Raw genomic sequence first — 19,488 nt, 5'->3', positions numbered from 1 at the left:
GGTCATGCCTTGGCGCTGACGCCTTTGTCGGTCGGCGGAGGCGGACGATCACCACCCTGCCCGTAGACTTTCAGGTTCTGCAGTACGTAGATGGCTTTCTTGTACTCGGGGATCAGCCCGTTGGCGTACTTGTTGCCCTTCAGGTTGTTGTTCTGGATCGTGTCCAGTTGCGTGGCGAAATACTCCAGCGCATTGAATTTGGTGTCGGGGTCTTTCTGAATGCCGAAACGATCGAACTTGTCACCGGCATTGAGCAGTGTCATCGAAGTGATCTCGGAAATAAGCCCCCGGCTGCGCAGGAAATCACTCAGCTTGCCCAATTGAGCGGGCGTAACGTTTTCCGGGTCAAACCCCTTGATGCTCTTGTGAATACCCTGCTTATCCATCTCCCGGGTATTGAGTACGGTCGGATCGTTGCCGACCTTGGCCAGCATCTGCTTGACCTTCAGACTTTGCGAAACCGGTTTGCTCGAGTGCGCATTATCGCGGACCAACAAACCTGCCTTGGGCTGCCAGGCGCCGGTATAACCAACGGTCATGAGCGTGCTCCTTGCGAGAAGAACATGAAAATATCCTTGTGGAACGTCTTGAATTGCCCGGAGTATCGGCCGGCAAACCGATGGCACCAATCTGTTTTTCACTTTTTTACAAATTTCGTACATTCTCGATACAAATGCGCAGAATCCCCGCAGGCGCTGGCCTGGAGCCTTCTAAAGAGCCTGGCTTGATTCGACTTTTTACTCTAACGAACGGGCTGGTTAGTTTGAATGTGTCGAGCCTGTTACTTGCCGATCTTCGTTTCAACACTTTTTAGTACGTGAGTACCTAAAGCTTCCTCTCGCAACGACGATACGTAAGGGATACCCCTACTGTTTTGCTCCTTGCCCCTAACAAGAAACGAAGGACCGGTCTCCATGCCCGCATTCCGTACCATTCAGGCTCGCTATACGTTGTTTCTGGTTCTGTTCATCCTGTTGCTGTCGGTCCTGACCGTGGTGGGTATCAGTCAACTGGTCGCCCCCAAGCTGCGGCATACCGAAGAGCAAGTGGTGCTCAACCGCATCGCCGAAGTCGCTGAACAGATCCAGGGCGAACTGAACAAGGTTCAGTCGCAGCAACGCAGCATCACCCAGACCATCCCGCTGCTCGACAGCGCCGCCATCGATACGGTGCTGCCGGGGCTGGTGGACCAGTACGGTGAACTGAAAGTGTTCGGCGGCGGTATCTGGCCGTTACCCGGTCAACGCGAGGCTGGACGCAACAAGTTCAGCACCTTCTGGCACCGTGACAGTTCCGGCAAGCTCGCCGTGAACACATTCTGGAACAGCGACGCAGCCCCCAATTACTACGACCAGAGCTGGTACAAGGGCGGCCTGCAGACTCCGCGTGGCCAATGCGCCTGGGCCGCCGCCTATAAAGATGATGCCAGTGCCGAGCCGCGCACCAACTGCGCCATGGCCATCCAGAAAAACGGCACGACCTGGGGCGTATCGACCATCGACGTGACCCTGGGCTTTTTCAACGACCTGGTGGCCCGCAAGGAAAAAGACCTCAACGCCGAAATGCTGATCGTCGAGGCCGACGGCAAGATCATCAGCAACAGCTCGCGCATCAACGGCCCGATCGTGCTGAAAAACATCAGCGAGCTGGCCGCCGGTTCGCCATTCGCCAGCCAGGTTAAGGCTGGGCTGCAACAACGTGATCAGGCCCAGCGTGTCGAGTTCGACAACAACGGCGTAGCCAGCACCTTCTTCATGCGCCCGATCGAAGGCACGCCCTGGTTCCTCGCCACAGCCCTGCCGACCAAAATGCTCACCGCGCAACGTGACGACGTACTCAGCAGCCTGAGCCTGTTGCAGATTCCGCTGGTGATCCTGCTGGTGCTGCTGCAGGTCTATGTGATTCGCCAACTGGTTGCGCGCATGAAAGCGCTCAAGGCCAACATCGATTCGCTGTCCAGCGGCGACGCCGACCTGACCCGCCGCATCACCATACGCGCCGAAGACGAGCTCGGCGCAATCGGTCACTCGGTCAATACCTTCATCGCCTACCTGCAGAACATGATCGGCGAAGTCACCCAGGCCACCGGCGCCATGGCTTCCAGCCTCGACAACCTGCAACGCACCTCGGCGCACACCAGCCAGATCCTGCTGCGCCATGCCTCGGAAACCGACCAGACCGTCACCGCCATCAACGAGATGAGTTCGACCGCCGAAAGCGTCGCGCAGAATGCTGCCGAAACCGCTGCATTTACCCAACGTGCCAACGAAAACGCCGACCGTTCGCGGGTGGTGGTCGGAGAAGCGACCAGCAGCGTCGTCGCGCTGATCGATGAAGTGGCCAGCGCCACCCACAAGGTCGAAAACATGCAGCAGGACGCCCAGCGCATTACCGAAATCCTCGGTGTGATCGGCGCCATCGCCGGCCAGACCAACCTGCTGGCACTGAACGCCGCCATCGAAGCGGCCCGTGCCGGTGAACAGGGTCGCGGTTTCGCGGTGGTAGCCGACGAAGTACGCGCCCTCGCCGCCCGCACCCAGGCCAGCACCTCGGAGATCAACGAAATGCTGGCGCGCCTGACTCAGGGCGTGAGCTCGTCGGTCAGCGCCATGGAAAACACCCAGGCCAGTTGCCAGTCGGCTGCCGACGCCACCGCACGCGTCACCACCGGACTCGATGACATGGCCGGTTCCGTCAGCCATATCAACAGCCTCAGCGCCCAGATTGCCACGGCCGCCGAGCAGCAGAGCGCCGTCACCGAGGAGATCAACCGCAGCATGGTGCAGATCCGCCACATGGTGGATGAGCTGGTACAAAGCGGTCAGGCCAGTGAAACCAATACCCGCCAGCTGCTGGAAGCCAACAGCCGGGTGAGTGCGATCATGGGACGGTTCAAGGTCAACTGAGCCGTATAGAAGACGAGGGACAAACTCCCTCGTCACCCCATCAGCCAAATGCCTCTTCGACCATGCTGTCGAACATGCTGTAGGCCGACATTGCCTCGCGCCGGTAGTCCTCCCGGCTTGCCTCCAGAGGTGTCACGCGCAACGTTTCGACTTCCAGGATGTTGCTGGCGGCATCACGTTGATAATCCAGAAACACCGAAATCCCGTAATCATCACCACACAAGCTGTAGCACACATTCATGAATCGCGGTTCAAGCAGTGGCAGCCCGTGCAACTGATGGTGAATGGCCAACGCACAGACCCGCGCCTGGCAGGTGGCGGCAAATGCCGACTTGGGCAATCGTTCGGCATAGGCCGCATCGCCGATGACATGAACCCCCGGCACCTGTAGTGACTCCAGTGTCTGAGTGTCAACGGGGCACCAGCCATGATCCGCCGCCAGACCATTGCGGTGACTGAAATCATCCGCACGCTGGGCGGGAATGATATTGATCACATCCCCCTCCATCGGCCCGCCATCGGTCAGCACCCGCCGTTTCGCTACATCCACCCCACGCACCGTTCCGCCCTCTCTGGAACCGATCCAGCGGATGACACTATCGGCTGAACCGTAACCGTACAGACGCTTCCATGCGAGTTCGAATTGAGCCTGTTTGGCAAAGCGATGCTTGGCATCCAGCACGATCAGCTGTGAAGCAGGCTTGTGCCTCATCAGGTATTCGGCAATCAGGCTCGCCCGCTCGTAGGGACCGGGCGGGCAACGGTAGTCATCCGGTGGTGCCGCTATGAGCACGGTTCCGCCGTTGCGCATTTCCGCCAGCTGCCGGCCGAGCAAGCGCAATTGCCCGCCTCCGGCCCATGCGTGAGGAAAGATTTCTGCGGCAGCAGCGTCATACCCGGCAATCGTGTGATGGCGAAAGCCGATTCCGGTAGCCACCACACAGCGGTCATAGCCGAAAATCCTTCCACTGCGGGTAGACACCTGTCGCGCTTGCGCATTGATCGATAGCGCATGCTCATGCACCACCTCGATCCCGCTGCGCGCTAGCTTGTCGTAGTCGAACATCAACGATTGCTCGCTGCGCTTGCCCACGAGAAACTCCGCCCCCAGCGGACAGCAGTGATAGAACCTGTTCGGCTCTATAAGAACGATATGAATCGACTCATCCAGCTGATGCAACGTACGGGCGAAAGTGGCTCCGGCAAACCCGCCACCAATCACAACGACCCGGGTTCGACGTCCCGGCTCGCTTCGGCCATTGCCCGCAAATGCACTGATCGCTGAAACTCCCACGCCTGTCGCCAACCATTTGAGCAGGCGTCTTCTCTGATCATTCATCAGTGACTGCGCTCCAGCGTCCATTGAGCCAGATACGTCAGAACACTTTGCAGCTCGGCATCATTCAACGCCGCGACCGCCCTGGTCATTTCCTCTGACATCGTTCGTCGTCCCTTTCGAAGGTCATCGATGACCGCCCTCGTGTATTCGACATTCTGCCCCCGCACCCACGGCGCTCCGGCTGTTGGAGCATCGTGACAGCCGGCGCAGTGTTCCAGATAGTGCCTCTCACCCACTGGCTCCGATACCGGCGCGACCAGTACGGTCCGAACGTCAATGCGACCGAATCCTTCGGCCAGCGCTTTCACCCTGTCGCCGTCCATACGCTCCATGACCCGATTCATGATCGTGCCCTTGAGCGAGCCATCGCGATAACCGGACAGGACCTGATAAAGGTATTGCTCAGGCTGTCCGGCAATCGAAGGAATCATTCCACCGGTGCGCACCCCGTGCAGGCCATGACAATTCACGCAACCATTGCTGTACATCAGGTGCTCGGTCTGCGCCTGTGCAAGGACAGGCGCAGACATCAGCACCGTGCAGAGAAGCAACATGCCGATCGTTTTCAGCATGCTCCTACTCCGTCAGCACGTTGCTCAGATATACCTTGCTGCTGGCCAGATACTCGCGGGGGATCTCGTAGCCACCGTAGTTTTTGACATGACCGTCTATGTAACCCGAAAGCGATTCACGGGAAGCGAAGATCTTCTTCGCCCGTTCATACGCATGCATGTCCCGATAGATCATCAAATGGATCAGCGGCTCACCCGGTTCGGTAGGTACCAGGTTGATCACTTTCACCCCCGAATTGGCGCTGCGCCCATAGGTTTTCATGTAGGCGGCCTGGGACTGGACGAATTGCTCCAGAAACTCCTTTTCCTTGCCCTTCGGTGGCTCGAACACAATGGTCATGGCTTTGCTTTCGCCTGTGGCGGGAGGCGCGGACTCTGCAAGTGCCGGATGTATACCGAAGGTCCACAGCAGCCCCGCCATACTTAAGATCGCTGGAATTGCTTTCATGATTTCACCTGTAAAAATTGAAGTTCGTCCGATGGCTTGTCCCGGCACCCGGGGTCATTTGTGCAGAATCACCGAAATCATTCGCCCTTCCGACTGGAGGGTCGGGTCTTCGGTTTCCCTGACCTTGACGTGCACCGGGCTGATCTCGACCCGTCGATAAAACCGGAAGATATGCTGTTGATACTGTTCGTCGAGCCAGGGATGAATACAGAACATGGCCAACCGCCCGCCGTCGTTCAGCAGGGATTGTGAGGCGAACTTGATGAAACCAAGGTTCTCTTCGATCACCGAGCCCATGTCATCGCTGAAAGGGTCAAAGAAGATGGCACTGAAGCGCTTGTGCGTCCCCTCGAGGCTCTGCCAGTAACCCGGAACAAGTTGAACGCCCAAGCGTCCACTCTTCCACTCCCGCGCACGTTGAAGCACCGTGGGGTGAGGCTCGACGATAGTATGACGGGCAGGTAAAGCCTGCTGGATCATGGTCGCTGAAATGCCCATGCCGAAGCCGACTTCCAGCACTTCGTCCTTATGCGTCAGCGCCAGGTCATCGACCATGCGCCGAATGAGAGGACGCTCCCATTCATGCATCACATACGACTCGCCAATTCGAAGCGACTGTTCGCTGTACAGTGCTTCAGCTTCCAGATAGTCCGTTCTTCGGGGATCCATGAAAACTCCTTGTCAATTGAAACGTCCGTCATCGAAAACACTCAGGTCACAAGCCTGAGCGGTGGTTTCGCAAAAAAGGCATCCACCGGTTTTACATTGGATTTCAGCAACGCCCATTGGCCTCCCTCGCCAAAAGAAGCGCGTGTAAAAATCGCCAGCGCCTGTTCATCCAGATACAGCGAAAAAACTCTGAGCAGGGAAAGCCCCTGACCGGCGAGAAACGCCATGGCCATTTCGAGCATCAACAGATCGAAATACAGCACCAGGGTTCTGCCCGGCCAGGCTTCGATCACCCCTTGTAACTGGCAGGCAAATTTGTGATAGGTACCGACCAATGAGTCCCCGCCGTTCAAACGTGCATGCTCGTTCAACAGCCAGTTGGCTTTACAGGGCCCGAAAATGATCTCCGGGTCGTAAAGCGCTGTCAGCCGGAAGGTTTCCAGGCCTGCATCAGCCGCCAGTCGCAAGCCTTGCTCATGAAAGCGACAGTCGCCCGAGATGAACAATGCCTTCGGGTGTGCTGCGGCAACGGCGCGAAATCCATCGCTTACCAGATCAGGGTCCAGACGGGTGGCACCGCGCATGAGTATCACGATCACGGGCAGGCTCTCCGATACAGGGCTTCACACCTCATCAACTCCATGATGTGCTTCGACTTGCCCGCCCCCACCACACAGGCGCTCGCACCCATATGGTTGAGTGCATAATCGATGGCCGGCATAACGGGAATGACACCGCCAGCCAGACAATGCAGGGCGTACAGAGCACTGTGTCGCCTGATCTCATCGAGACAGACGCGGTTCTCATTACAGTCCGGTTGCAGAAGATTGACAGGAGCCAGTACGCCGTCGAACCTGAATCGATCCAGAAGACTCAGCGCTTGTCGCGAGGGTTTGAAAGTCAGCATCAGCCATTCGATTTCGACGTCATCGACGGAGGACTGCAGGCATTGGAGAATCTCCTCGATCAACGCGTTCTGTCCCTGCTCAAGCAGCATGTCGAGCCAGTCCCCACCGATGCTCACGCGCCGAGGTCTGAAACGTTTGATGATTTCAATATCCTCATTGATCTGGCGCCAGTCGGGCGAAAAACGAAACTCTCGAGAGCAACCGTATAGACGAGCATTGCGCTGTAACTCGCTGACACCGAGCAGCCTTCCAGAAAGCTTTTCGTGGGCATTGGTCAGAAAACGCGAATGGTAGAGATGACGGCCGCTGTTGCGATCCAGTGTCCGATTGATTTCCATCGCGGTTCGCCAGTCACCACTGGCCAGTCCGAGGCAGCTGTCTTGAGCCACCTTCCTGAACCAGTGCCGGGTTTCATCAAGGGTATGAAGACTGCCATAGCGCTTGAGGAAGCCTCGATCGCCCAGATAGATTTTCGGGTTGGACTCCAGTGAGTTTTCCATTCGAGCGTTCACTGGGCGAACTCCGCTACATCGATGCTTCGCTCATGTTCGAGACGATGGTCGACCAGTACCAGCGTATTGCCGGACACCGCGCAATACTCCTCGAGTCGGTCCGTCATTGCGACACAGTCGGGCAAAGACAACTGAAGAAAAGCCTCATCCAACAAGACCAGTTGCCGGCCATCGCCAGGCAGCGTTTTCAGCCATTCCATCAATTCTTCAGCAGAATCACCTGCCCCGAGGATCTCCTTGAGCGTCCAGGCATCGATGTACCAGGTACGAAATGCATGACCGAGGGTTTCATGTCTGGCTGACGCTCCGGTGATATCGACCACAGCGCCGACACCTTTCAGGTAGTCGCTCTTGCCCGCCCCCGACGCTCCCTTGAGTATCTGGACGGAGCCTTTGATGAGCGTCTGCGCAAGATAGATGCGCCGACCGGTAAACCCGTCAACCCGGATGAAAAGGCCGTCGTCTTGCAGGAGCACCCTGTTTTTTGGCGCGCTGAAATGCAGCAGTCGCTCGACGGAAATGATCTGGGACTTGTATCCGGTAATGGCAAGAAAAACGTTGGCCAGGTCGGAGCGCACCAGCAACAGCGCAGTCACCGCCAGCACGAAGTGCGCCTCCGAGGTCTGATGAATGGCCCCTAGAAAGACCATCAACACGATGACCAGATCGCTCAGCAGCGTACAACCTGCCGCTGTTACGGTTCTGGCGATCACACTGTGCATGCGACTCCGGTAAAAGTGAGCCACACCTTCAACGGCACTCTTTTGCCGCACGGCCGCCAACCATCCGGGCAAGTCGGACAGGCTTGAGGCGAGTGCGCTTGAAATGACATGGCTGGCTCGGGCCGATCCGAGCAATGCATCGAATCCGGCTACGGTCGCCATGCGTGTGCGGTAAAGCTCGCCGATCGACAGACGATAAAGCCCCGCCAGCATCACGGCGAACCCCGCAGCCAGCAGCAGGCCAAACAGGCCAAAACCAAAGCCGAGGGCCGCCACGCTGCATGCCAGCAATGCGCCTATCCATACGATGTCGTGTGTATACCAGGCAATTCGCTCGAAGCCGGTCGTCACGTCACGGGAGACCACCTGCAACTTGTTGACCGGATCCCCTTCGCGAACATCTTCCATGCCCCGCATAACCGCTCTAGCCAGCCGATTGCGCAACGAGGACTCGAGAAAAAGCCCGGCGCCGACACCAATGGCAATGCCCGCGATGATATAGAACACCACCCAGCCGGCACCCCAATACTGCATCGAAAGCGTGACATTACCGGCATAACTCATCATGGCAGCGGGAATCAGCAAAGCCAGCCAACCCGCAATGGCGCCGTGCAAAAATGCCCTCCAATCGAATGGTTTGGTGCCGACAGGCATCTCTTCAGCGAGTTTCGGCGCACCTACCGGGTAATTCTTGCCTGTATTCGGTCTTCTGCATCCGATTGCCTGGATGGCCGACGGACTGAACCTTACTCCTTCCAGCTTCCCCAGTGCCTCAGTCACACTGGACAGGGAATCACTGTCCAGGGCTGAAAGATCGTTATCGATCAATAATCCACGGTTCAGAGCACGGGAGAGAAATACGCCGCGAAGAATCTGAAGCCGCAACCGTTGCCCGTTCGACAGATTCTCGGCGTCCATTTCAATGAACCTGGCCATTGCCAACGGCGCCTCGCGTTCCAGTTCCGGAATCAGGCGAAATGCGCTCAACAGTTCTGCGATCAGCGGTTGATCGCTGTCCCGGGCGCCGGGAATCAATCCAAGGAGCGAGGACGGCCAGATCGGCCAGTTCTCATCGAACAGGACATCACCCTGTTCGTCGAACGAAACGTCGAGCTTCGAATCAGGTTCCGTGAACAACTGATTCAGTTCGTTCAGCGACCGACCGACGGCGCGATATCCGAGATAGGCACGAGGCAACCCCAGCATTGCGTGGAGCAAGGGTATTGCCAGCCATAGCACGGCGCCTTGCCAGGGCCAGAGCGAGGTCGACATACCGAAGGCTGCCAAAAGGACGAACGGAATCAGGCGTCCGAAACCAACGATGTAACTGTCGGCACCACGCAACAAGGTGTCCCGATTTCGCAAGCGCAACTCTTCGGCCAGCGTCGTACGAATGCTATTCAGCAGTGGCGGGTCGGGAAACTGTTTGCGCAATGGCCCTTCTTTCAGCCACCGGGAGCATTGCTCGATCCGCTCGCCATGCTTCTCCATGACTCGCTCATAGTTGCGGTCGGACAACCTCGACAAGCCATAGGAAACCGGGATGAACACCGCAATGAAACCAAGGACAAGGAGCCCGGATGCCCCATAAACCACCCATGCCCCCAAAGTCGCCAACAACAGAAACAGCGGTATGGCAAACAGGCCCAGCGAAGCCCCGGTCCCGTCGAGCACGATGCCAAGATCCCGCGCGGCCAGTCTTTCCATGGAAGCAAGAGGAAGATCCTGGCGCTCGCAAGCCGACAACCGCCGCTCGAACATGCCGCAGAGCTTCAAGCTGAACCAGCGCTCGAGATTGAGCTGTCCGATGATGAGGAAGAACGAACAGAACCCCAGCCCCAGCAACGTCAGACCTTCTGCCACCGAGAACCGGACGGCGCCCTGAGCACCGATCTGAGTCGATAACCTGTAAATGAACAAGAGTGGAATGATGTGCTGGAGGGTCAACAGTGCGAGATAGCCTGCGGTCGCCGGCACCGACAACCTGAACGCCACCCGAAGCATGCCGCCGCTGAGATTCTGCACGGTGTCGTGATCGGATCCTGCATATTCGATGGCAGGCGTGAAGCAGTACATCCACTTCATCGGGCAGCCCCTTCGACATAGTCATGGTCCGGCGACAAGTCCCTGATGGCGTGCCAGCAGCGCTCGATCCTGGACATTTCGTAGGCGTCTGAAGGGCAGCCACGGTAGTAACAATATCGGTGAACGAGCCATTCCAGCCCGGAACGCTGCATGCCAGGCACCAGGAACCGTGCCAGGGACAGAACATCGAACCAGACCGTGCGTTGCAACGACCAGGTTTCGAGATCAATGATCCGTGCCCCCTCCCGGGTCACGATGACGTGTTCGGGCTTGACGTCTCCGACACTGACCGGATACCGGATGCATTCAGCCCTTCCCCACCCTGAGCTGCATGAATCCCGGTCTTGCGCTATCCCTTCCGAGCCGAGGGAGATATTCGCCATGGCTGCCTCGTGCATCGATGCATAGGCGCAAATCGCAAGATTCAAGTCACTGACGGATTTGTGCGGAGGGCGCCCCGTCAAATGACTGAAGACAATTGTCTGGCGCACCGCATCATGATGCAGCACCTGCGCGATGGGGCCACCGCGAAAAATCAGGTATCCACCGATTTCAGACTGGTACTGAAATGCCTCCACATAGCGTTTGACCACCACCCGTGCCCCGCTCCCGGCAATCTGGCTGGACCAGACCAACGACTTCATTGATTGCGTCATCAGCTCCAATGGTCCGCATTCATGCATCCCGTCAACCGTGCGCAACCATGCCAGCGTGTCCCGGGCGAGGTTTGACACCTGGGCTTCGGGCATCGACTCAAGACACACATGGCGAAAAACGCTTGAACCACTCATGACACAGAATCCAGAGATAGCTGATAACTACGACGCGCTCGTTCGCTGTCGACCTGTTCGCTGTAGAACTCGAGCCAGAACGCCAATGGGCTGTCATAGCGATCACAGACATACCATTGCGAGGCCGACAGGTTCAGCAGCTCCCAGACTTGCAGCTCGCCCGCAAGCAGGCTCTTGAAATCCCGAAGGTCAACACGGATACCAAAGGGATATTGTTTGATTGCCCTGGCCCCCAGACTGTCGACCCGAACGAATTCAACCCGCGATACATCCAGTACGAAGTCGATCGACTGCCGTCCCTCGTCCATCAACTGAATCACCAGACGGCGAGCGCCTAACGGACGACCCAGGTAATGCGTCTGCGTCATCAGCGACTGTCCGTATCCCGTGATGAGCCAGGTTCTGGCCATTTCATCCAGATGCTCTTTTACCTGGACAAGGCTGGTCCGAGGTCCGCATCCGAGGCGTTCAACCGATAGCCAATGCCGTGATGGTTCCGTGGGAGCGATCCAGCCGGCTACCTGCCCCGGACAGGCTGTGCCCGCATCGAGACTCTCCCCCGGATCGAGAGCATGGACGGTACTGAGCAACGACAATTGACTCGCGATTCCAGCCAGCTGGGCATTGCTCCACAAGTGCCGGATCTTCCGATCCTTATCGAGGTAACCGTTACCGGCAATCACGAGAATGACGGACTTGTCGAGCTTTCTTGCAGGCTGGGAGATTATTTCGTTCAACAAGCGCAAACCGGAAATCCGCGCATATTTGGGGTCCGCAACCGGAAGCAGGTTATCCAGACCGATCGCTTGCCCCTCGGCACTGCTCTGGAAGTTGTTGGTGACAACCATGACCCGAGGAGACGGCACTGTCCCGGCGCTGACGTCAGCGTAAAAGCTGTCGGCAATCCGGGTATCCGACTGGATAAACACGGACTGGTCGCGGGTGTCCCTCAGATAGAGCGAAGCGACCCGGCTGTCCCAGAACAGCACGTCCGTATAGGGCATATAGAAACGACAGGTCAGTTCGCCAACCTGAACGTCATGCCGGATGTCCATGACGTGAATTTCATAACCGCAATGGTGAAGAAGGTCCCGCGCTGCCTGCGGGAACATCTGGGGAACGTACACACGAAGGGTCTTGAGCTTGTGCGGGAACTCCCGCTGCAGCCGGGCAAGGGTCGCCGGGTGGAAATGCTGGAGGTGTTCGGTGGTCAGAATGATCGCGTCGACGGGCGGCATGTCCTCCAGGCAAACCATTCGAGCGGGGACGATATGGAAAGGCCTCCCGGGGTCGGAGCCAAACCCCTCGCCGAGAAGCGGATCAACAAGCACGTGAGTGTCCCCCGCGCATACCGACCAGCTGAGGTGTCCGATGCTGGTCAGTTGCATTGCGCAATCTCCAGAGTTGCCATGTTGCGACGAATGATCCTGTCCAGCAGATGCGGGCTGCCGTTTTCGCCGTAGTAGCTGTAGAAAAACGGAATCAGCCCGTCAAAGATCCCGTGCTCAAACCATGACTGGATGGACACGCCCACGACGTCCCAGATCTGGAGCGTGCCGTCGGCAACGCCCATGAAATCCACCAGTGGCAGACAGACACCGTAGGGGTAGTGAGCGATCAGTGCATCAAGCTCTGTCAGCGGTTCAACTTCAAAGCGCCCGCTGACCATGTTCAGCCCATAGCTGCTGCGCAGTCCGAGACGATGGCACACGAAGCTGAAGACGATACGCTGCGGGCCCAGCGGTCTGCCCCGGTAATGGGACATCTGCAGGACCTTGCGCCCAGTGATGAACAGCATCAGGCTTCTGGCCATCCGGTTCAGCTCCACCTCACACCGTTCCAGGCATTCGGCGTATTCGGCGGGTGTCTCCAAGTCGGGCAGGACCGAGCTGGCGACTTCGATTGACTTCCTGTCGTCGATGAACGTTTCAAGTTCCCGGATCAACTGCTGGTGCTGAAGGTGATCGACAGTGACCCAATCGATATCGATCTGTGACTCCTGTGGTGCATCCAGTCGAATGCCCTGTCCCGGCAGCAGGCCCACGACGTTCACGTCCAGACTCAACTGATTGGCGAGCTGGCTGAGCATCGGCTGCTCGGAAAAGGGAAAGGCTGCAAAACCGTCGAAACGCTTGATGAAGCCGCCACCGCACATGGCTATATGTTCGGGCTGTGCCGGAAAGTCTTCCAGATACGCTGTGAGTACCGAGTTCAGCACCCCAAGACCAAGGGGACCGGTTTTGCGATTGCTGTCGGCCGCGTTCTTTCCCCAGTTTTCCAGTGACTGGAAAGCTCCCGGTGGCGACACCCGGGAGTTGTTGGAAACGATCACCAAACTGGGTGAGGAAACCCGCTCTTCAACGATATCTGTTTTGAAAACTTCGGAAATCAGGGCGTCCACGGCGATGAATATCCCCGAACAGGGACCATGCCGCTCTTCCAGGTAGATCTGGGTAACCCGGCTTTCCCAGAAGGCGGTCTTCGGATCGGCCGGATAGAACCTCAGACTCAGGTCTTTGATCAGCATCGGCTCGGTGCTGTCCACCTCCGTCAGCTCGAAACCCAGGTCACGAATGCATTGCTTGACCGGTTCGACGATGGTCGAACCGACCACGAACCTGGCACTGCGAGGCAGCAGGTTCAGCGACTGGATATCGAAATGATCGGAGTGTTCATGGCTGAGAAAAATCAGATCAACGTCCGCGAGCGCTCGATGATCCACCGTCCTGGGCGGATAGATGTCGATCCGGTACTGATCCACCAGACCAAAATCTTCACACAACAATGGGTCGACAAGAATCCGGGTTGCACCATGCTCGATCAGCCATGTTTGATGGCCAATGAATGTTGCCCTCATACGACGTTCCTTCCCTAGAGACGGTATGAAAATCTGAATGGATGTACTGGGCCGGAAGGAAGAACAGGAAGATCCTTTCCTGCTCTTCCCGGCCTGTCAGTCAACGGTGATAGGCGCAGCTTTGAGCTTTGGTTTCAGAAACCCGGGTCCGGGATTTCTTGATGGTTTCACGCAGTGCCTGCAATTCTTCCTTGCTGAAGAACGCAGCGTTTTCCGGGGTAGGTGCAATCGGTTGTTCGGCTGTTTTTCGGGTCATGACGTTTTCCTTGTCAGGTGTTTCGGTCGATACGTGGCTGGCGGGAACTTCCATATCCCGTCGTTTCGAACCTTAGCGCCGAGCTCTCTTTTTGCAAGTCAGACTCAAATGGAAATGACTTACATCGACCTGCAAAACAGCCTACAAAACGATGCCAAGTCGTTGTTTTTGCTCGTGCTCTCGCATCGATTGCTGAATGATTTTTCCTACAGACAGAAACAATGCGAAATATTTTCTTGCTCCCTAAAGCCCTGCATCAACCCTCTATCCTTGCTGTATCGTCCCGCTCCTGTTTTCAGCGCTTCCTCAGAGTCCTCACGAGAGCATCTTCATGAAAAAAACCTTTCACCTTTTGCTATTGCCCATGTTGATGATTGGGTCGCTTGCCCAGGCGGCCGACCTGATCCCCATCAAAGTCCATCGCGACGCCAACTGCGGCTGCTGCAAAAAGTGGATCAGCCATCTGGAAGCCAACGGCTTCAAGGTCGAAGATCATGTCGAAGCGGACATGAGCCGCTTCAAGCAACAACACGGTGTGCCCCCACGCCTCGCGTCCTGCCACACCGCAATCATCAACGGCAAATTCGTCGAAGGCCACGTTCCCGCAGAACAGGTGCTGGCACTGAGCAAGCGTGACGACCTGCTCGGCGTGGCTGCTCCGGGCATGCCGATGGGCTCGCCGGGGATGGAAATGGACGGCATGAGTGATGCCTATCAGGTGATCGGCCTGAAGAAGGACGGTGCCGACGTGGTGGTGGCGGATTACCCGGCCCATTGATGACGGCGGGTTATCTCGGACTGTTCTTCGCTGCATTTGGCGCGGCAACGCTGTTGCCGCTGCAATCGGAAGCCGTGTTGGTCGGGCTGCTGGTCAGCGATCGTTACTGGCTTTGGGGCCTGCTGACGGTGGCGACGATGGGCAACGTCCTTGGCTCACTGGTGAACTGGTGGCTGGGACGTGGACTGGAGCGGTTTCAGGGGCGGCGCTGGTTTCCGGTCAGCGCGAAGCACATGGACCGCGCCCGTATTCACTATCAACGTTACGGCCACTGGTCGCTGCTGCTCAGCTGGCTGCCGGTCATCGGCGATCCCCTGACGCTGATTGCCGGGGTCATGCGCGAACCGCTCGGGCGATTCCTGTTGATCGTCACCTTGGCCAAAGGCGCCCGTTACGGCGTGCTGGCCATGCTCACCCTGGGCTGGCTCGGTTGAACGATCGGGCGCCGACATTGCCTGTGTTTAACGTCGCCCTAATCCGGCCGTTCCAGCATCGGTCGATTTCCTGTGGAGTTGTCCCATGTCTGTGTCGCTGACCCGCTGGCTGCCCGGCCTGCTGTTGACCGCTGCCCTGCCCCTGCTGGCTCACGCCGAAGGCCCGCAATACGGCCCGGAACTGCAGGGTTTCGATTATCCCTATACCCTCAAGCACTTTGCCTTTCAGTCCCAGGGCCAGTCTCTGCAAATGGGTTACATGGACGTCGCCGCTCACGGCAAGGCCAACGGACGCACCGTGGTGCTGATGCACGGCAAGAATTTTTGCGGCGCGACCTGGGACAGTTCGATCCAGGCCCTGAGCGAGGCCGGTTACCGGGTGGTTGCCCCGGATCAGATCGGTTTCTGTACCTCCAGCAAGCCCGATCATTACCAGTACACGTTCCAGCAACTGGCGGCCAACACCCAGCAACTGCTCAAGGCGCTGGGCATCCAGAAAGCCACTCTCCTCGGCCACTCCACCGGCGGCATGCTGGCCACCCGCTACGCCCTGCAATACCCGGATCAGGTCGAGCAACTGGCACTGGTCAACCCGATCGGCCTGGAAGACTGGAAAGCCCTCGGCGTGCCGTATCGCAGCGTTGACCAGTGGTATCAGCGCGAACTGAAAGTTACCGCCCAGGGTATCCGCGACTACGAGCGCAGCACCTATTACGACGGCCGCTGGAAACCAGAATTCGACCGCTGGGTGGACATGCTCGCCGGCCTGAGCAATGGCCCGGGCAAGACTCAGGTCGCATGGAACTCGGCGCTGATCTACGACATGATCTTCACCCAGCCGGTCTACTACGAGTTCAAGGATCTGAAAATGCCGACCCTGTTGCTGATCGGCACGTCCGACACCACGGCCATCGGCAAGGACATTGCGCCACCCGAGGTGAAAGCGAAAATCGGCCACTACGAGGTGCTGGGCAAGCAGGTCGCCAAGCTGATTCCGCAATCCACACTGGTGGAATTCCCCGGCCTGGGCCATGCCCCGCAGATGGAAGAACCGGCGCAGTTCCACCAGGCGCTGCTCGGCTGGCTGAACAAAACCAATCCCGTTCGTTGAGGAGTCAAGGCTGATGGCGGTGCAGATTGCAGTGATCGATGACTGGCAGGACGTGGCGCGGGACGTGGTCGACTGGTCGGTGCTGGACAGTATCGGCGAAGTGACCTTCGTTCATGAGTACCCGGCGGACAACGCCACACTGGCCGAACGACTGGGGCGGTTCGAGGTGATTTGCGTGATGCGCGAACGCACGCGCTTCGATGAAGACCTGCTCAAGCGTTTGCCGAACCTCAAATTACTGGTCACTGGCGGCATGCGCAATGCGGCGCTGGACATGCCCGCCGCCGCCCGCCTCGGGATCAAGGTCTGCGGCACTGACAGCTACAAACATGCCGCACCGGAACTGACCTGGGCGCTGATCATGGCCGCCACCCGCAATCTGGTGAACGAAGCCAACGCCCTGCGTGCCGGCCAATGGCAGCAAGGCCTGGGTGGCGACCTGCACGGCAAGACCCTTGGCATTCTCGGGCTCGGCAGTATCGGCCAGCGGGTGGCGCAGTTCGGACAGGTGTTCGGCATGCGCGTCATTGCGTGGAGTGAAAACCTCACCGCCGAGCGCGCCGAACAGGCCGGCGTCACCTATGTCAGCAAGCAGCAATTGTTCGAACAGGCCGACGTGCTGTCGGTGCACCTGGTGCTCAGCGACCGCAGCCGGGGTCTGGTCGATGCCCAGGCGCTGGACTGGATGAAGCCGACCGCCCTGCTGGTCAACACCGCGCGCGGGCCGATTGTCGAAGAAGCGGCGTTGATCAAGGCTTTGCAGAAACAGCGCATCGGTGGTGCAGCGCTGGATGTGTTTGATGAAGAACCGCTGCCGGCGCTGCACCCGTTTCGCACGCTGGACAATGTGCTGGCCACGCCCCATGTCGGGTATGTCAGCCGACAGAACTATGAACAATTCTTTTCGCAGATGATCGAGGACATTCAGGCCTGGTCGGCGGGAGAACCGATCCGTCTGCTGAATTGATCCACGCCTGCTTCGCGGGCAGCCCGTGCCCGTGAAGCAGCACCCGCTGACCGCCCGCCAACACAACTGTCCGCACCGCAACAGTGCACTCGCACTTCCCTCGCGCCCGAAAACGTGACCGACCGGTCACCGTTTTGCACCGTCCGCCCCTCCAAACATGCACTTCGTCGGTGCGATGCCCCGCTCAAAGCCGCGGTTTCCGTGGCCCTGCAACACATTGTCGAACAATTCGTCCGATTGCCCTGGCCCGCTCTAGGATCTGGCCTAGACTGGTTTTCGCGAGGCGAAACCGACCGGTCACAACGCGGAAATTTTGTCGAAACTTTTGCTGATCGCGACGGGTCATCTGAAAGACAGGGCCAAAGCGACTGGTTCATTCCTTGCAACGGCCTCTTCACCCATTCTGCTTGCGCGTGTTGGGTAGCGTTTGCTCACCGATGCGTGGCGCGTTTGCGCCCGGCCACAGGATTTGGCCATGGACATCGCTTGTTCAAGACAAGAATCAGATCAACAAAACGGGAGATTCATATGATCAGTGCGGCATTGGATATTCAGGGAGAGCGCGCTCACCAGCCGGTCGGCGAGTCGAGCACCGCGAGCGTTCCCGGCAGCCGGTCGATCAACGTCCCGGGCACCAGGACGCTGGCACCGGTAGCCAGTCAGAATCCCAACAAGAAGAAAGTGTTGTTCGTGACCTCGGAAATCGCCGATCTGGTGAAGACCGGCGGTCTTGGTGACGTTTCTGCCGCCCTGCCCCGCGCGATGGCGCATCTGCATGATGTCCGGGTGCTGATCCCCGGTTACCCGCAAGTGATGAACAGCGAGAATCCGATTCATATCATCGGTGAACTGGGCGGCCATGCCGCGCTGCCTCCCTGCAAGATCGGGCGCATGGACATGCCTGACGGTCTGGTCATTTATGTGTTGATCTGCCCTGAGCTCTACGCCCGCGACGGCGGCCCTTACGGTGCCAACAACGGTCGTGACTGGCCGGACAACCACATCCGTTTCGCCCGCCTGGGCCTGGCCGCCGCCGATATCGCCGCCAACCTCGCCCAAATCCATTGGTGCCCGGATCTGGTGCACGCCCACGACTGGCCGGCCGGGCTGGCGCCCGCCTACATGCACTGGCGCGGGCAACGCACGCCGACCCTGTTCACCATTCACAACCTCGCCTATCAAGGCGTGACCAGCCTCGGTTCGTGCCCGGAACTCGGGATTCCCGCCCATGCCCTGCAACAGGAAGGCATGGAGTTCTACGGCAAGATGTCGTTCCTCAAGGCCGGCATGGCCTATTCGAGCCACATCACCACAGTCAGCGCCACCTACGCGCAGGAAATCACCACCCCGGATTTCGGCTGCGGTCTCGACGGTTTTCTCGCCGCCAAGACCCAGCAAGGCTTGCTCAGCGGCATTCCCAACGGCATCGACGAGAGCTGGGACGCCGCCACCGATCCCCACCTGTTCGCGCCGTTTGCCATCGGTGACTGGGAAGGCAAAGCGATCAACGCCGCCCATGTACGCGAACTGTTCGGCCTGAAAGACTCCGAAGGCCCGCTGTTTGCCGTGGTGTCGCGACTGGTCTATCAAAAAGGCCTGGACCTGACCGAAGCCGTGTCGGAATACATCGTGCAGAACGGCGGTCAGATCGCGATCATCGGACGTGGCGAACCCGAAGAAGAACAGGCCATGCGCGAACTGGCCCTGCGCTTCCCCGGCCAGATCGGCGTGCGCATCGGCTTCAATGAAACCGACGCCCGGCGGATGTTCGCCGGCAGCGATTTCCTGCTGATGCCTTCGCGTTACGAACCTTGCGGTTTGAGCCAGATGTACGCCCAGCGTTTCGGCTCGCTGCCGGTAGCACGCAACACCGGCGGGCTGGCCGACACCATTGAAAACGGCGTCACCGGGTTCCTGTTCAACGAGTCCACTTCCGACAGCTACCGCGAAGCCCTGAGCCGCGCGTTCAAGGTGTTTGCCTTTCCGGACCTGCTGCACGCCATGCGCTGCCGGGCGATGGCGGCACCGTTCAACTGGTGCCAGGCCGTCGAACCCTACGCCGAACTCTACGAACAACTGGTGGCCAAGGCGCTGGGTAAAACGCACCACAAATAACCAGGGAGGTTGTCAACG

General features: G+C 58.4%; 18 protein-coding genes. 6 read left to right on the top strand and 12 right to left on the bottom strand.

What is annotated here, in order from left to right:
* Positions 1-2: 2 nt before the first annotated feature.
* Positions 3-539, bottom strand: coding sequence for a hypothetical protein (locus DLD99_RS13460; protein ID WP_114882734.1), 537 nt, complete (start codon positions 537-539; stop codon positions 3-5).
* A 375-nt stretch (positions 540-914) separates the two neighbouring features.
* Between DLD99_RS13460 and DLD99_RS13455 the strand changes: the two genes are divergently transcribed.
* The gene (locus DLD99_RS13455) at positions 915-2,906 is read left to right on the top strand and encodes a methyl-accepting chemotaxis protein (RefSeq protein ID WP_114882732.1); all 1,992 of its coding nucleotides are present in this window, start codon (positions 915-917) and stop codon (positions 2,904-2,906) included.
* A 40-nt stretch (positions 2,907-2,946) separates the two neighbouring features.
* On the opposite strand, the gene DLD99_RS13450 is transcribed toward DLD99_RS13455, so the two are convergent.
* The 11 genes from DLD99_RS13450 to DLD99_RS13400 form a co-directional block, all read right to left on the bottom strand.
* Positions 2,947-4,245, bottom strand: a complete 1,299-nt coding sequence (locus DLD99_RS13450; protein ID WP_162803479.1) for an NAD(P)/FAD-dependent oxidoreductase — start codon at positions 4,243-4,245, stop codon at positions 2,947-2,949.
* Positions 4,245-4,817, bottom strand: coding sequence for a c-type cytochrome (locus DLD99_RS13445; RefSeq protein WP_114882728.1), 573 nt, complete (start codon positions 4,815-4,817; stop codon positions 4,245-4,247). Before DLD99_RS13445 ends, DLD99_RS13450 begins: the two co-directional genes overlap by 1 nt.
* Positions 4,818-4,821: 4 nt before the next feature.
* On the bottom strand, positions 4,822-5,265 hold the full coding sequence (locus DLD99_RS13440; protein WP_162803478.1) for a hypothetical protein: 444 nt from the start codon (positions 5,263-5,265) through the stop codon (positions 4,822-4,824).
* Positions 5,266-5,319: 54 nt separating this feature from the next.
* Positions 5,320-5,934, bottom strand: a complete 615-nt coding sequence (locus DLD99_RS13435; RefSeq protein ID WP_114882724.1) for a class I SAM-dependent methyltransferase — start codon at positions 5,932-5,934, stop codon at positions 5,320-5,322.
* A 41-nt stretch (positions 5,935-5,975) separates the two neighbouring features.
* Positions 5,976-6,533 (bottom strand): hypothetical protein, encoded by a 558-nt coding sequence (locus DLD99_RS13430; RefSeq protein WP_114882722.1) that lies wholly within the window; start codon positions 6,531-6,533, stop codon positions 5,976-5,978.
* A complete protein-coding gene (locus DLD99_RS13425) occupies positions 6,530-7,342 on the bottom strand; it encodes an aldo-keto reductase family protein (protein ID WP_114882720.1) in 813 nt (270 codons plus the stop codon). Before DLD99_RS13425 ends, DLD99_RS13430 begins: the two co-directional genes overlap by 4 nt.
* Before the next feature lie 8 nt (positions 7,343-7,350).
* The gene (locus tag DLD99_RS13420; protein ID WP_114882718.1) at positions 7,351-10,161 is read right to left on the bottom strand and encodes a 6TM ABC transporter family protein; all 2,811 of its coding nucleotides are present in this window, start codon (positions 10,159-10,161) and stop codon (positions 7,351-7,353) included.
* Positions 10,158-10,952: a hypothetical protein gene (locus tag DLD99_RS13415; RefSeq protein ID WP_114882716.1), complete on the bottom strand. Its 795-nt coding sequence runs from the start codon at positions 10,950-10,952 to the stop codon at positions 10,158-10,160. The genes DLD99_RS13420 and DLD99_RS13415 overlap by 4 nt, the downstream gene beginning before the upstream one ends.
* The gene (locus DLD99_RS13410; RefSeq protein WP_114882714.1) at positions 10,949-12,340 is read right to left on the bottom strand and encodes an MBL fold metallo-hydrolase; all 1,392 of its coding nucleotides are present in this window, start codon (positions 12,338-12,340) and stop codon (positions 10,949-10,951) included. Before DLD99_RS13410 ends, DLD99_RS13415 begins: the two co-directional genes overlap by 4 nt.
* A complete protein-coding gene (locus tag DLD99_RS13405) occupies positions 12,331-13,809 on the bottom strand; it encodes an MBL fold metallo-hydrolase (RefSeq protein WP_114882711.1) in 1,479 nt (492 codons plus the stop codon). Before DLD99_RS13405 ends, DLD99_RS13410 begins: the two co-directional genes overlap by 10 nt.
* Positions 13,810-13,909: 100 nt before the next feature.
* Positions 13,910-14,065, bottom strand: a complete 156-nt coding sequence (locus tag DLD99_RS13400) for a hypothetical protein (RefSeq protein WP_162803477.1) — start codon at positions 14,063-14,065, stop codon at positions 13,910-13,912.
* Between the two features lie 331 nt (positions 14,066-14,396).
* Here DLD99_RS13400 and DLD99_RS13395 point away from each other — a divergent pair, with 331 nt between their 5' ends.
* The 5 genes from DLD99_RS13395 (at position 14,397) to glgA (ending at position 19,470) form a co-directional block, all read left to right on the top strand.
* A complete protein-coding gene (locus DLD99_RS13395; RefSeq protein WP_114882707.1) occupies positions 14,397-14,843 on the top strand; it encodes a DUF411 domain-containing protein in 447 nt (148 codons plus the stop codon).
* A complete protein-coding gene (locus DLD99_RS13390) occupies positions 14,843-15,277 on the top strand; it encodes a YqaA family protein (RefSeq protein WP_114882705.1) in 435 nt (144 codons plus the stop codon). Before DLD99_RS13395 ends, DLD99_RS13390 begins: the two co-directional genes overlap by 1 nt.
* An 85-nt stretch (positions 15,278-15,362) precedes the next feature.
* Positions 15,363-16,388: an alpha/beta fold hydrolase gene (locus DLD99_RS13385; RefSeq protein WP_114882703.1), complete on the top strand. Its 1,026-nt coding sequence runs from the start codon at positions 15,363-15,365 to the stop codon at positions 16,386-16,388.
* Between the two features lie 13 nt (positions 16,389-16,401).
* Positions 16,402-17,355, top strand: a complete 954-nt coding sequence (locus DLD99_RS13380) for a D-2-hydroxyacid dehydrogenase family protein (RefSeq protein ID WP_114882701.1) — start codon at positions 16,402-16,404, stop codon at positions 17,353-17,355.
* 528 nt (positions 17,356-17,883) lie between these two features.
* Positions 17,884-19,470, top strand: coding sequence for a glycogen synthase GlgA (glgA, locus tag DLD99_RS13375; protein WP_114882699.1), 1,587 nt, complete (start codon positions 17,884-17,886; stop codon positions 19,468-19,470).
* Positions 19,471-19,488: the final 18 nt, after the last annotated feature.

This window comes from Pseudomonas kribbensis (genome assembly GCF_003352185.1).
GTDB classification, from domain to species: domain Bacteria; phylum Pseudomonadota; class Gammaproteobacteria; order Pseudomonadales; family Pseudomonadaceae; genus Aquipseudomonas; species Aquipseudomonas kribbensis.
This window is presented reverse-complemented; position numbering and strand designations above follow the sequence as displayed.

Excerpts from the sequence above, each read along its gene's own strand:
- DLD99_RS13460 (WP_114882734.1), bottom strand. The coding sequence starts at position 539 with ATGACCGTTGGTTATACCGGCGCCTGGCAGCCCAAGGCAGGTTTGTTG.
- DLD99_RS13455 (WP_114882732.1), top strand. The coding sequence starts at position 915 with ATGCCCGCATTCCGTACCATTCAGGCTCGCTATACGTTGTTTCTGGTT.
- DLD99_RS13450 (WP_162803479.1), bottom strand. The coding sequence starts at position 4,245 with ATGAATGATCAGAGAAGACGCCTGCTCAAATGGTTGGCGACAGGCGTG.
- DLD99_RS13445 (WP_114882728.1), bottom strand. The coding sequence starts at position 4,817 with ATGCTGAAAACGATCGGCATGTTGCTTCTCTGCACGGTGCTGATGTCT.
- DLD99_RS13440 (WP_162803478.1), bottom strand. The coding sequence starts at position 5,265 with ATGAAAGCAATTCCAGCGATCTTAAGTATGGCGGGGCTGCTGTGGACC.
- DLD99_RS13435 (WP_114882724.1), bottom strand. The coding sequence starts at position 5,934 with ATGGATCCCCGAAGAACGGACTATCTGGAAGCTGAAGCACTGTACAGC.
- DLD99_RS13425 (WP_114882720.1), bottom strand. The coding sequence starts at position 7,342 with ATGGAAAACTCACTGGAGTCCAACCCGAAAATCTATCTGGGCGATCGA.
- DLD99_RS13420 (WP_114882718.1), bottom strand. The coding sequence starts at position 10,161 with ATGAAGTGGATGTACTGCTTCACGCCTGCCATCGAATATGCAGGATCC.
- DLD99_RS13415 (WP_114882716.1), bottom strand. The coding sequence starts at position 10,952 with ATGAGTGGTTCAAGCGTTTTTCGCCATGTGTGTCTTGAGTCGATGCCC.
- DLD99_RS13410 (WP_114882714.1), bottom strand. The coding sequence starts at position 12,340 with ATGCAACTGACCAGCATCGGACACCTCAGCTGGTCGGTATGCGCGGGG.
- DLD99_RS13405 (WP_114882711.1), bottom strand. The coding sequence starts at position 13,809 with ATGAGGGCAACATTCATTGGCCATCAAACATGGCTGATCGAGCATGGT.
- DLD99_RS13400 (WP_162803477.1), bottom strand. The coding sequence starts at position 14,065 with ATGACCCGAAAAACAGCCGAACAACCGATTGCACCTACCCCGGAAAAC.
- DLD99_RS13395 (WP_114882707.1), top strand. The coding sequence starts at position 14,397 with ATGAAAAAAACCTTTCACCTTTTGCTATTGCCCATGTTGATGATTGGG.
- DLD99_RS13390 (WP_114882705.1), top strand. The coding sequence starts at position 14,843 with ATGACGGCGGGTTATCTCGGACTGTTCTTCGCTGCATTTGGCGCGGCA.
- DLD99_RS13385 (WP_114882703.1), top strand. The coding sequence starts at position 15,363 with ATGTCTGTGTCGCTGACCCGCTGGCTGCCCGGCCTGCTGTTGACCGCT.
- DLD99_RS13380 (WP_114882701.1), top strand. The coding sequence starts at position 16,402 with ATGGCGGTGCAGATTGCAGTGATCGATGACTGGCAGGACGTGGCGCGG.
- glgA (WP_114882699.1), top strand. The coding sequence starts at position 17,884 with ATGATCAGTGCGGCATTGGATATTCAGGGAGAGCGCGCTCACCAGCCG.